The 12,515-nt window shown below is 61.7% G+C and carries 8 protein-coding genes, 1 tRNA gene and 2 pseudogenes; 3 read left to right on the top strand and 8 right to left on the bottom strand.

Features of this window, described 5'->3' with window-relative positions; genetic code table 11:
• Positions 1-30: 30 nt before the first annotated feature.
• From ONG87_RS19200 to ONG87_RS19185, 4 genes are all read right to left on the bottom strand, one after another.
• A complete protein-coding gene (locus ONG87_RS19200) occupies positions 31-801 on the bottom strand; it encodes a hypothetical protein (RefSeq protein WP_122477118.1) in 771 nt (256 codons plus the stop codon).
• A 757-nt stretch (positions 802-1,558) separates the two neighbouring features.
• Positions 1,559-2,341 (bottom strand): carbon-nitrogen hydrolase family protein, encoded by a 783-nt coding sequence (locus ONG87_RS19195; protein WP_264381853.1) that lies wholly within the window; start codon positions 2,339-2,341, stop codon positions 1,559-1,561.
• A gap of 55 nt (positions 2,342-2,396) precedes the next feature.
• Positions 2,397-4,079 carry an NAD(P)/FAD-dependent oxidoreductase gene (locus tag ONG87_RS19190; RefSeq protein ID WP_264381852.1) on the bottom strand — a complete coding sequence of 561 codons (1,683 nt, stop codon included), beginning with the start codon at positions 4,077-4,079 and terminating at the stop codon, positions 2,397-2,399.
• Positions 4,080-4,224: 145 nt separating this feature from the next.
• Positions 4,225-4,692, bottom strand: a complete 468-nt coding sequence (locus tag ONG87_RS19185) for an Lrp/AsnC family transcriptional regulator (protein WP_264381851.1) — start codon at positions 4,690-4,692, stop codon at positions 4,225-4,227.
• 346 nt (positions 4,693-5,038) lie between these two features.
• Here ONG87_RS19185 and ONG87_RS19180 point away from each other — a divergent pair, with 346 nt between their 5' ends.
• The 3 genes from ONG87_RS19180 to ONG87_RS19170 all read left to right on the top strand — a co-directional run bounded on the left by ONG87_RS19180 (position 5,039) and on the right by ONG87_RS19170 (position 8,032).
• Positions 5,039-6,475, top strand: a complete 1,437-nt coding sequence (locus ONG87_RS19180; protein ID WP_264381850.1) for a DUF2723 domain-containing protein — start codon at positions 5,039-5,041, stop codon at positions 6,473-6,475.
• A gap of 109 nt (positions 6,476-6,584) precedes the next feature.
• The gene (locus tag ONG87_RS19175; protein WP_122477203.1) at positions 6,585-6,836 is read left to right on the top strand and encodes a helix-turn-helix transcriptional regulator; all 252 of its coding nucleotides are present in this window, start codon (positions 6,585-6,587) and stop codon (positions 6,834-6,836) included.
• Positions 6,836-8,032: a type II toxin-antitoxin system HipA family toxin gene (locus tag ONG87_RS19170; RefSeq protein WP_264381849.1), complete on the top strand. Its 1,197-nt coding sequence runs from the start codon at positions 6,836-6,838 to the stop codon at positions 8,030-8,032. Before ONG87_RS19175 ends, ONG87_RS19170 begins: the two co-directional genes overlap by 1 nt.
• A 37-nt stretch (positions 8,033-8,069) precedes the next feature.
• On the opposite strand, the gene ONG87_RS19165 is transcribed toward ONG87_RS19170, so the two are convergent.
• From ONG87_RS19165 to ONG87_RS19150, 4 genes and pseudogenes are all read right to left on the bottom strand, one after another.
• Positions 8,070-8,840 (bottom strand): nuclease-related domain-containing protein, encoded by a 771-nt coding sequence (locus ONG87_RS19165; protein ID WP_122477128.1) that lies wholly within the window; start codon positions 8,838-8,840, stop codon positions 8,070-8,072.
• Positions 8,841-8,881: 41 nt separating this feature from the next.
• Positions 8,882-9,118, bottom strand: a pseudogene (locus ONG87_RS19160) (formate/nitrite transporter family protein); the annotation flags it as partial.
• Between the two features lie 45 nt (positions 9,119-9,163).
• A tRNA-Ile gene (locus ONG87_RS19155) sits at positions 9,164-9,240 on the bottom strand.
• Between the two features lie 14 nt (positions 9,241-9,254).
• Positions 9,255-12,209 (bottom strand): annotated as a pseudogene (locus tag ONG87_RS19150) (EAL domain-containing protein); the annotation flags it as partial.
• Between the last annotated feature and the right edge of the window lie 306 nt (positions 12,210-12,515).

Raw genomic sequence — 12,515 nt, 5'->3', positions numbered from 1 at the left:
CCCCGAAGTGTCCAACACGGTGTTGTCCGCTCAGGACGCCTGACTTTTGCTGCGAGCGACTGCGCGGCGAGCGCGGTGCTGGTTGAGCCGCAGGATCATCCGCGTGGTCAGACTGCCGGCATGCGGGTCACCGTAGTGGAACAGCGCGGTGGCACGACGGTGCGCCGGATCGCATGGCTGGTTGGCATGCAGCGAGCGATAGCCCCAGAAGAAATACACATTGCCAGGCTTCATGCGCAGCAATAGCGGCTTGAGCCAGCCACGCTCGATGCACCAGCCCATCAGGCGGCGGCACAGCGGGTTCTGATACACGACCTTTTCGACGGCGTTGAACAGCACGCTGCCACGCACACGGCGCAGGTTGGGAAACAGCACCAGATCGCCGCGGTCCTTGCCTTGGTCTGGAATGAAGATAGGCACCAACATGGTCAGCAGAGTGGCATCGAAGTGAAACGCGTTGGATTCTTTCAGGCCACTGTGGCCCTGCACGCAACGCAGCACCGGGAACACCTGGTCGCTGGGGGCGGCATGGCCCTGGCCCTGCTCGTGCAGGCGCGCCAGGTGCTGGCGGAATTCGCTCGACACCGCCGTGGCAGCCAATCGGCTGCCCACGAGTGGCGCATTGCCATGATACGCGAAATATTGGTTGTTATGGCGCGCAGCCTGGTCATCCACATAGGCACGAAGTTCTTCCAGCACGTAGGGCGCCAAAGCGTTTTCCAGTACGGCATAGCCCTGTTCGTTCATATCGGCCGCCAGGCGGCGCGACGTGCTTTCATCCAGGTTGAACAAATGTGGCATGAGGAAGAACCCTCCTTGGACACGCGATTGATTGAACGCCATAACTAACGTTCTATATGTTTGGGCAAAGCTACCGCCCGGTTCGTACTCGACGATCCCTTGAACTTGCGACTTCCAACTTCGTTTGCACGCAACGACCGCGTACTGCAATGAGCCTGGCTGACTGCACACGCCAGAACACACAGCGCGGACCGGTATTCAAAGTCAGCGACTGCAAGGCAATACGGGGTAGTGGGTCGAATGTGCGTGGCGCTCTTTGGCACCACTGCAACTGCTGTGTTGGCGGCAGATGGGTGATATATCGGCTTTGGCAGGGGGACTGTCAATCGCTTTCGTCAAAAATAGTGCACTGGCTAGGATGGCCGCGTTGAAATACCCTAAGTATATGATTTATATCAGAATTTATTTCTGGCGCTGGCATATTGCTGCTTAATTGTGGGTTTCTGACGTTTTCCTCCCGCCAATCCGCTGCACGGCTCGCAAACCCGCACAGCGTCTGGGCTCAGCCGTTCCGCAAGCGTGGCCGAACCTCGAAATCCCTACAGAAGCCGACTATTTAACGTCGTCAAAAAAAACCACCATGGAGATAGGAACACCCCTATGATGGTTTATTGACATCACTGGCCAAGCGCCATTTCTCCTACACAGACCACCAGATCTCCGTAGGAGCGGCCAGTGGCCGCGAAAAAAACGCCGCGGTGTATCGGATGTACCCCGGCATGCCTTTCGCGGCCAACGACCGCTCCCACAGGCTGCTTCAGTAAAGCTCCGGCCGCCTGTCGTTCAAATAGGTGAAGGCAGTGCGCGCCGATACCAGCGTGGCTTTGTCCAAGGTACCCACGATCAACGCTTCGTCACGGCTGGCTTTGGCAATCTGCTGCCCATCCGCCCCGGCAATGCTGCTCAAACCGCAGTACTCGAACTCCACTTCCTTGCCGCAGTAGTTGGCATACGCCACGTAGCACTGATTCTCGAAAGCCCGACTGCGCACAGTCACCTCGGCAATGAACCCGTAGGGCACCATGTTGGCCGTGGGCACCAGAATCAGTTCGGCCCCGGCAGCAGCCAGCCGGCGAGCGTTCTCCGGGAATTCCAGGTCGTAGCAGATCAACAGGCCCAGCTTCCAGCCATTGAACTCGAACAGCGCGGGCGCCTGTTCGCCTGCGCTGAACATGGCGCGATCGGCGTCGCCGAACAGGTGCGTCTTGCGGTAGTTGCCCAGGCGCGCACCGGTGCGGTCAATCAACTGCACCGCGTTGTACACGTTGCCCTGTTCATCCCGTTCCGGGTAGCCGTACACAATGGCCAGGCCGAATTGCCGGGCGATCTGCGCGACCCGCTCGGCGTTGGCGCCGTCACTGGCCTGCGCCAGGTCGCGCGCCGCCTCGGCGCCGATGTTGTAGCCACTCAGGAACATTTCCGGCAGTACCAGCAGTTCGACTTCCCACTGAGCGGCCTCACGGGCACGCGCCTGCAAACGGGCAAGGTTGCCCTCGACGTCGAGCGGTTGGGACTGGCATTGGTACAAGGCTATGCGCATGCGGGCTCCTGTTGTGATCAAGTCTGGTGATCAAGTGTGGCGATCAGGGACACGGTCAATCCGACAGGGCAATGGGCCCCAGTTCGTCGAAAACATCCCCCGGCCCAGGGTTCTCCGGGTGAGTGTAGCCATCGAAGTGGGTCATGATGCCCCACACCGCATTCAGTGACGTCTGAACCGCGCCTTCGACCCAGGCAGGCGTCCACGACACGTCGTCACCGGCGATGAAGATACCGCGTTGTGCATCTGGCAGCGCGCTTTGCATAAAGTGCGCATACATACGCTGGTTGTAACGATAGTGACCCGGCAGCGCGCCCTTGAACGCGCCGAGGAAGTAAGGGTCCGCTTCCCACGACACGGTGATCGGATCGCCGATGATGCGCGCGGCGATATCCACTTTCGGATAGATCTTCTTCAAGGCATCCAGGGCCAGCTTGACGCGCTTCTCCACGGGGTGGGGCAGCATCTTCAAGGCATCGCTCATCCACGCATATGACAGGCAGATCACCCCCGGCTTGTCGTCGCCATGGTCGAACAGGTAGGTGCCGCGGGTCAGCCGGTCGGTGAGGGTCATGCTCATCAGGTCGCGGCCGGTGTCCGGGTCTTTGTCCTTCCAGAAGGGCCGGTCGACCATGACGAAGGTCTTCGAAGACTGCATGTAGCGGGTACGGTCCAGCGCCATCCACATCTTCTGCGAAAACAGCGTTTCCTCGCATTCGATCTGGGTGGTCAGCAGCCAGCTCTGGCAGGTGGTCAGCACGGCGGCGTAGCGGCGGGTGTCGTCCCAGTGATCGGTCACCGCAAAGCGACCATCGGCGGCGCGGGCGATCTTCTTCACCCCGCCGCGCGGCGCGCCGCGGTGCAGTGAAGCCAGGCTGGTGCCAGCCGGCCAGTGAGCACAGCGTTCGGGCGCATGCTTCCACAAGCCCAGCGGCACCTGCTCCACGCCGCCGATCACCAGATGCTGGTGATCGTCACAATTGGTCATCACCACACGGAAGATTTCCAGCATCGAATTGGGGAAGTCCGAATCCCAGCCGCCGGTGCCGAAACCGACCTGGCCAAACACCTCGCGGTGGTGGAATGACAACTGCGCAAAGGCCTTGGATGTGGCCACGAAATCATAGAACGTGCGGTCGTCCCACAGCGGCACCAGGGTGTTCCACAGCTCCTTGAGGCGCGGCACGTCGCGATCACGTATCGCCTGCTGGATATCACCGAAGCGTGCGCCTTCCTCCAGCGCATCGGCCCAGGCGTCGGCGACTTCCTGAAACAGCGCCGGCAGGTCGGCCAGACTCTGGGCGTAGTAGGTCTCGCCCTCCAGATCGATCACGGTACTGCCCGAAGCCGGCGTCAGCGGGTTGGGAAAGGGCTTGGTTTTCAACCCGAGCTTGTCGACGTAGTGGTAGAACGCCGTGGACGAAACCGGAAAGCGCATCCCGCCCAGCTCGGCAACGATTTCCTCGGTGCCCTCGAACTTCTGCGAGCGCAGGCGCCCGCCCATTTTCGAGGCTTCATAGACCACCGGCCGCAGGCCCAGCTTCATCAGCTCGTAGGCCGCCACCAGCCCGGCGATACCGGCGCCGATGATGGCCACTTCGGCCCCATGGTGTTGCTCGGGAATCACCCCCAGCCCGGCCGGATGCTCGATCCAGTCGTCGAAAGCGAAAGGAAAGTCCGGGCCGAAAACGGTGACGGGCTTCTTGCCGTCGGCGGGGTGACGCGAAGTTGGGCTCATGGGGGGACCTTGGCTGAGGCTGAACGAAGAAAGGGCACGTTCATTCTAGGCAAGGGCGCTGCGGTAAATAAGACGCAAAGTGTCGTCGATATGACGTTTTATCGGTCGATTGGATGCGTCGTTGCTGCATTGTGCCTGCTTGCGCTCAACCCCGGCGGTCCACCTTGTTGCTGAGGATAATCGAGGTCGTGGTTTTCTCCACCCCGTCGACGCCGCCGATCTGGTCCAGCAACTCATCCAGTTGTTCCGGCGAATCGGTGCGCAGCCAGGCCACGTAATCGAACTCGCCACTGACGGCGCACAGTTGCTGCACCTGCGCCATGCCACTCAGGCGCCGTACCACGTCCTTGCCGGAACGCGGCTGCACGGTGATGCCGACGTAAGCCTGCAAGCCGCCATCCAGTGCGTGCTGGCCCAGCCTTACCCCGTAGCCGCTGATGACCCCGGAGCTTTCCAGCCGCGCCAGCCGTGCGGTGACCGTGGTACGTGCGATGCCGAGGCCGCGAGCGAGCATCGCCACGCTTTCGCGGGCATTGATCTGCAGGGCGGCGATCAGTTGGCGGTCTAGGGCATCCAGGGCAAACGAGTGGCGGTCGGACAAAACAGGCTCCATCAGCGAGTGGGCGAGCGTTGATTAGGCCATTGATCGGCGCCGTGCTCAAAGCAATGTTGCCAGTCACGCTTTTTCAAATCACGCAGAGTCTTTTGTTCAGCACCCTGCAGTTGAACGGAAAGTTTGACGCGACTTGTCGAAAGTGCAGTCGAACTTGCTGTTTCTGGCGTCAGGCGAGCGGCAGTCTGAGTGCAATGGATTGATTAAATTGAAGTGGAAAAACTATCAATCCCTCTATAGTTCGCCACGCGATAGTTCACCTACCGATGCTGTTTCCATTCAGACCTTTACTGAACAACCCGCTGCTCGCGGTCCCTACAGAGCAAGGAACAGGAGAACAAGGAACATGAGTTCAACCCGTGGCACGCACCTGCCGACCGTCGTGGCCGGCTTGATGCTGGCGTGCGCCGTGATCGCCAGCTTCCTGGCCGCCAGCGGTCCGGTGCAATGGATGGACAACGGCCTGATGCTGGCCGACGCCGCCCAGGGCCCGTTCTTCAGCTCCTCCCTGGGGCCGGTCAGCCATCCGTTCTACGCGCTCATCGCTCGTGTCATTCATGCGCTGCTGGGCATGCACCTGCTCAGCCTGCTCAACGCCATCCTCTTGCTGCCACTGGCCATGGTCGTCCACGGCCTGGCGGTCAGTGTCGGCACCCCACGTCACCTGGCGCTGCTGGCGGCAACCGCCACCGTGCTGGCCCACGCGGTGTTCTGGGCCTCCACCAAGGCCGAGCCCTACGTGCTGCATGCCGTGCTGATCATCGGCGCCTACTGGCTGTGTTTCGCCGCACCGGCGCGACTCGGTGCCACCGGCCGCCTGCTGGCCATCGGCGCGCTCAGTGGCCTGGCCCTGGCGATTCACCCACTGACACTGGTGGTGCTGCTGCCGTTGTATGTGCAGCTGGCCGTGCAACACAGGCTGCGCCTGCTGCTGGTGCTGCCCGGCATCGCCTTGGGTTTTGCGCCGGCCTGGCCTGCCGTGATCAACGACCTGGGCACTGGCATGAGCCTGTTCGACATCACCCGCCGTTACCTGGCAGGCCCCGACCAACTGGCGATCATCGCAGGCGGCCGCAATGATACGCTCTGGCGTTTCGACGACATGTGGCACGAGAAAAACGCCGTGGTGCTGCTGGCGTTGTCGCTGATCGGCCCGCAGATTCTTGGCCTCATCCTGTGGCCAAAAACCCGCGCGCTGCAGGTGCTCTGGGCAGCGCTGCTACTCAACTTCCTGTTTGCCGTGTCCTACGGCGTATTCGACCGCTTCACCCTGTTCCTGCCGGGCATCGCCCTGGCCAGCATCCTCGGCGTGGTCAACCTGGCCAGATACCTGCCTGGCAGCCGTATCGGCACTGCCGTCGTCTACCTGTCGGTATTGGCGGGGCCGGTCGCCATGCTGTCGATGTGGGGGCTGTACGCCAACGGCTGGGTCAAACTGCCGACCCACACCGAAGCCCTGCCGTTTCGCGACGACATCCGCTACTACCTGGTGCCCTACCTGCAAGACCGCTCCGCGCACCAGTTCGCCCGCACCTACGAAACCCTGGTGCCGCCCGGCGCCCTGGTCGTCGCCGACACCACCCCGCTGGGCGCCCTGCGCTCCGCCCAGGCCAACGGCGCGCTGCGCGGTCGCATTCTGCAAGGCTGCGAACAGAGCACCAACATCCCGCCCTACCTGAACGGCGCCGGCGCCTTCCTGCCGCGCACCAGCTTCTGCGGCAACATTGGTGAGCAGTTTACGTTGCAGGAAAATTTGCTGGGGTTTCGTTTGCAGGCCAAGTGAGGGTTTCCAGAGAGGAGCCTAAAGGCTGCACTTTGTGTCAGCCGGAGCTTTATTTTCGTGAAGGTTAGGTATACGTTACATTGACCTCACTTTGTCACGTATGCAGAACATGGACTACGAGCTTATTGCCACCCGTCTGGGCGCGCAAATCCGGCAACGCCGCCTCAATCGTGGCATGACTCAAGCCCGGCTTGCCGCATTAGCTTTTGTCACACGGCAGAAGGTCATCGCGATCGAGAAGGGCGATCTCTCGGTCGGCATGACCGCCTATGCACGCGTGCTCGCTGCGCTGAATTGCGAACTCACGGTCATACCTGCCGTGCTGCCCACGCTGGATGAAATTCACGGGATATTCGACTGATGCCGACCCTACTGCAGGTTTCAACCCCGGAAGGAGAGAGCGGAAGAGTGATGTGCAGCGAAGATGACTACATCTTCCGCTATCGCGATGACGCTAGTGCCCACAGGGCGATCAGTTTGCTCATGCCCCCGCGAATGGATGAATATCGCCATCGCGAACTTCATCCCATCTTCCAGATGAATCTGCCTGAGGGTTACGTGCTGGAGCAGCTGCGTAATCGCCTGGCCAAGCTGACAAACGTCGATCCAATGCTACTCCTGGCTCTTTCAGGCAGCAGTTCGCCCATCGGGCGAGTCGCAGTCAACTCGCCGGAAGTCGATGCGCTGTTGCAACGCCAACAGTTCCCCGGAGAAAGGCTAGATGAGATCCTCGCCTGGGATGGTGCCGAGGACATCTTCGCCAGCCTGGTTGATCGGTACATCCTGCGTGCCGGCATCTCAGGGGTGCAACCCAAGGTGCTGGTACCTGAGCATCAAAACCACGCGCCGCAGCGATTCACCTCGAAAACGTCCGAACTGATCATCAAGAGCGGCCGAGATGAATTCCCTGGCCTGGCGATCAACGAGTTTCTCTGCATGTCCGTGGCCAAGGCTTCTGGAATCGTCGTGCCGGAATTCTACCTGTCCGATAACACCAAACTATTCGTCATGCGCCGCTTCGATCGGGACGAGCAGCTCAACCCCATTGGCTTCGAGGACATGACAGCCCTCATGGGCCTGGCTGCCGAACAGAAGTACAGCAAGAGCTACTCGTCCATTGCCAGAGCCATCCGTATGTTCTGCGCCCCGGACCGGATAGAGCATTCACTGTCTCAGCTATTCGCCATCGTGACTCTCAGCTGCATGGTCGGCAACGGCGATGCTCATCTGAAAAACTTCGGACTGCTCTACGCCAATCCCGCCCAGGGCGATGCACGGCTTGCACCCGCCTACGACATCGTCAACACCACGGCCTATATCCCTGACGATGTACTTGCCCTGGACCTGATCGGCAACAAATCAATGTTCGCCTCGCGACAGGGCTTGCTGGATTTCGCCCAGCTCTGTGCTGTAGATCAGCCACAAGAAGTGATCCGCAGGCAATTGCAGGCGTTGGAGCAGGTGCTGGCGAGCTCGGGTGAGGTGACGGAGCAAGCGCAGCACGTGGTCGCCGCAATACAGAAAAGTGCCGATCCGTTCAGGCAAACATTTGGGTAGTTTGCCTTCAATCAACAGCCTGATGGAGCGCAGCACCTTAGAGACTTTGCATGACTCTACACTTGGGAAAAGCCGAACATCCCCAAAACTGCTGCCCGGCATTGGCTCCCGTTTTCCGCGTGCGAATGACCAGCGCACTGCCGCACTTCGGGCAACAACGTTCAGCGCTTGGATCACTGCGACGCTTGAGGTGTTGCACGTGTTCGCGATGAGTCGCAATGCTCGGTGCCAGACGCCCGGCCTTCAGTGCTTGCAACATGTCATCGACTTCCGCCTCGCTGAACACCACCTGCCGAAACGACTTGATATAGCGGATGAAACCGATGCCTCGAGTCACATTGGCCGGCATCTCGGTCTTGAACGTACTGCCCCCGACGAACGTGATCACCGAATGCAAGTGGGCAGGGCTCACCCCCAAAGTGGCTTCCAGCGCCTTCAGATGTTTGTAGTTCTGCCGAAGAGGGTTCTGGAATTTGAAGCTGAGCCTGGGAAACTTCTGCGTCCACTGCGCCTGTTGTTCAGTACCGAAAATCCAGCCGCTCATGTTCTTCGTTTCCAGCACGAAAATGCCATGGACCGAGAGAAACACGTGATCGATCTGCGTCGTGCCGTCAGGCGTATTCAGGGTGACGTTGTGCAGGCGGCGATAGGTGTGTTGGTCCAGTTGCCAGTGTGCAAACAAGCGTACCAGCAACTCACCGATATGACCCTTGGCCCACGGCGACTTGAATAACGTGATGAGCAACAGGAGCGGAAGCGCCCAGCTCAGCATGCCCCAGAGCTGGGCGATGACAGGTGTGAAGTCCATTTCTCAACCTTGATGACAGTACCAACGCCAGCATAGCTGGATTATTTCTGCGTTCGCGCACCACCGGCCGTGGCCGACGCTTCGGAGCCGGTTGCCGTCTTGAAGTACGCCACATGATAGGCCAGCCCAACGAAGACCGCGCCTCCCACGGCGTTACCCAGGAATACCGGAACAAAATTATCGCCGAACTGCGCCCAGCTCAAAGCCCCGGCAAAGATTGCCGCCGGTATGACGAACATATTGGCGACCACGTGCTGGAAGCCGATCGCGACAAAGGCCTTTCCAAAACAAAAAAAGCCGCGCAAAGCGCGGCTCTCAAATCTTGGTGGGCCCAGCAGGACTCGAACCTGCGACCAAGGGATTATGAGTCCCCTGCTCTAACCAACTGAGCTATAGGCCCCAGAAGGCCGCCGATTATAGCGATGGATTGAAGGGAGTGCTATCCGAAAAATCCGAAAGGCGCATACGAAGAAAGGTCGCGGCGAAGCGCTCGGGGGGCAGGGGCAGGCTGACCAGGTAGCCTTGGATCTGCTCGCAGCCTTCGCGGGCGAGGAATGCCTGCTGTGCGGGGGTTTCCACGCCTTCGGCGATGACGGTCAGTTGCATGCTGCGGCCCAGGGCGATGATCGCCCGTACGATGGCGGCATCGTGGGGGTCGTCGGGCAGGCCGCGGACGAACGACTGGTCGATCTTGAGGATGTCCAGCGGCAGGCGCTTGAGGTAGCTCAGCGACGAGTAGCCGGTGCCGAAGTCGTCGATGGCCAGTTGCACGCCCAGGTGCTTGAGCTGGTGCAGCACCACCAGGGCTTCTTCGGCCTGGCTCATGATGAAGTTTTCGGTGATCTCCAGCTGCAGCGACTGCGGGCGCAGGCCGCTGTCGGCCAGCAGGCCTTCGATGCGCTTGAGCAGGTTGGGTTGGCGCAGCTGGGCGCCGGCGAGGTTGACCGACAGCGGACCGAACTCGTGGTATAGCCGTTTCCACTCGCACATCTGTCGGCAGGCCTGTTCCAGTACCCAATCGCCGAGCTGCAGGATCATGCCGTTCTCTTCGGCCAGCGAAATGAATTGCTCGGGCGGCACGTCGCCGAAGTTGGGGTGCTTCCAGCGGATCAGCGCTTCGGCGCCCACCAGGCTGTGGGTGTCGATGCTGAACTTGGGCTGATAGCTCAGGCTCAGCTCGTCGCGCTCGATGGCGCGGCGCAGCTCGTGCTCCAGCGCGATGCGGGTGGTGGCCTGGGTGGTGAGGTCGCGGGTGTAGCTCTCCACCCGGTTGCGGCCCTTGGCCTTGGAGCGGTACATGGCGGCATCGGCGTTCTTGACCAAGGTGGCGACGTCGCTGCCGTCCTGCGGATACAGGCTGGTGCCGATGCTGGCGCTGGTGAAGAACTCGTGGTCGCCGGCCTGGAACGGCGCAGTAAAGCAGGCCAGGACCTTGGCGGCGATATGCTCGGCGTCGCTGGCGTGGGCCAGCCCTGGCAGCAGGATGATGAACTCGTCGCCGCCCAGGCGCGCCACGGTGTCGATGTCGCGCACCTGCTCCTTGAGGCGCAGGGCGATGCCCTTGAGCAGCAGGTCGCCCACCGGGTGGCCAAGGCTGTCGTTGATGTGTTTGAAACGGTCGAGATCGAGGAACAGCACCGCGCCCTGGCCGCCGGCTTCGGTCTGGCTGGCCAGGGCGGCGGCCAACCGGCTTTCGAACAGGGTGCGGTTGGGCAGGCCGGTCAGGGGGTCGTGATGGGCCTGATAGTCCAGCCGCGCCTGGGCGTGTTTGAGGCTGGAAATGTCGGCGAACACGGCTACGAAATGGGTGATCGCTTCGTCGCCGTTGCGCACCGAGCTGATGGTCAGCCAGCTGGGGTACAGCTCGCCGTTCTTGCGCCGGTTGCAGATCTCGCCCTGCCAATGACCCTCGGCCGCCAGCCGATGCCACATGGCGATGTAGAACGCGCTGTCGTGCTGGCCCGAGGCGAGCAGGCGAGGGGTCTGGCCCAGCACCTCCTGTTCGCTGAAGCCGGTGATCTCGGTGAACGCGCGATTGACCATGCTGATGCGCTGCTGCGTGTCGGTGATCAGCACGCCCTCGGCGGTGCTCTCGAACACGGTCGCCGCCAGCGCCAGCTTGTGCTGCATCTGGTGGCGCTCGGTGATGTCGCGGGCAATCGTCAGCATGCAGGCGTCGCCACCGATCGGCAGCGGGCGCACCGACACCTCACAGAGTCGCACCTGGCCATCGATGCGCCGAATGCGGCAGGCGAAGTCGCGAACGAAGCCTTGTCGCTGCAGCTTCTCCAGCAACCGCTTGCGCTCGTTGGGGTCGGCCCAGATGCCCAGCTCCAGGGTCGAGCGATCCAGCGAGGTCTTGCTCTTGTGCCCGGTCATGATGCTGAAGCCTTCGTTGACCTCGATCAGCAGCCCGTCGCTCTGCCGGGTCAGCAGCATGCCGTCGGGCGAGGCGTGGAACGCCTTGGCGAACTTCTCTTCGGAAATCTGCAGGCGTTGCTGGGTCTGCTTGAGTTCGCTGATGTCGCGCACCACCACGACCAGGGCGGCGGTGGTTTCCAGTTCGAACGGCTCGGCCGAGAGCAGGCCGGTGAAGCGCTGGCCGTTGTCGCGGCGAAAGGTCATCTCCAGGTTGCGCACGCTGCCGTCCTGCAGGCGCTTGAGCAGGCGCGGTGCCACGCCGTCCACGCCCCAGATGTCCAGTTCTGCGGCGCGGCGCCCGACCACCTGCGGCGCCTTGAGGCCGATCTGCTCTTCGAAGGCCTCGTTGACCTCCAACAGGCAGCCGTCGCTGAGCCGCGCGATGACCAGGATGTCGGGGCACTGGCGGAACACCGAAGCGAATTTCTGCTCGGACAGGCGCTGGGCCTCCTCGATCTTCTTGGTTTCGCTGATGTCGATCATCAGGCCACGCATCACCGGGCGCAGGTCATGCTTGATCAGGCTGACGATGTCGCGTACCCACAGGCTGCGTCCGTCGGCGGTGATCACCCGGTATTCAAGGGCATGTCCGACGCCTGCGGCGGTCTGTTCCGAGCAGTAGGCGCGCGCTCGGCGGGCGTCCTCGGGGTGCAGGATGCGCTGCCAGAAGCCCGGCTCCAGCCAGCTCTGCAGAGGGTAGCCCAGCAGGGCCTCGGCATGGGGCGAGACGTAACTGTAGGTGTAGTCGGTGGTGTCGGCTTCCCAGGCGATGGCCGAAAGGCTCTCGACCAAGCCGCGGTAATGGTATTCGCTGCTGCGCAGCTCATGCTCCAGGGCAATGCGCTGGCTGATCTCCGAGGTCAGGCGACGGTTGATGCGGATCACCACGCCCAGGGCAATTACCAACATGACCAGCCCTGGCAGACCGTAGATCAGGGTGTTGTACCAGTCGCGCGCGGGCGCGGCATCGGCCACAGTCTCCTCGTCCAGCGACGGCGCGCGGTCGCTTGCCAGCGCTGCGAACACAGGGCGCGCGTTTGCGCCGTCGGTGTGCAACGACGCACGTTCAAGTTGCCCTGGCGGGTAGCCGGCGGGAGGAGGGGTGTCGGCGATGGCTGGCCCGGCGAGCGAAGTCAGCAGCACAAGTGCCGGCAGTCGATGCATGGCAGCCTCGTTGGACCAGCGCAGAAAAGGCCAGTGTAGTCGGGCGCGGCGGCCAGCGGGAAGAGGGGGTGATAACAAACTTGAAGGCCA

It is taken from the genome of Pseudomonas sp. MM227 (genome assembly GCF_947090715.1).
In the GTDB taxonomy this organism is placed as follows: Bacteria; Pseudomonadota; Gammaproteobacteria; order Pseudomonadales; family Pseudomonadaceae; genus Aquipseudomonas; species Aquipseudomonas baltica.
The sequence above is the reverse complement of the archived record's forward strand: the minus strand, read 5'-3'. Positions and strand labels throughout refer to the sequence as shown.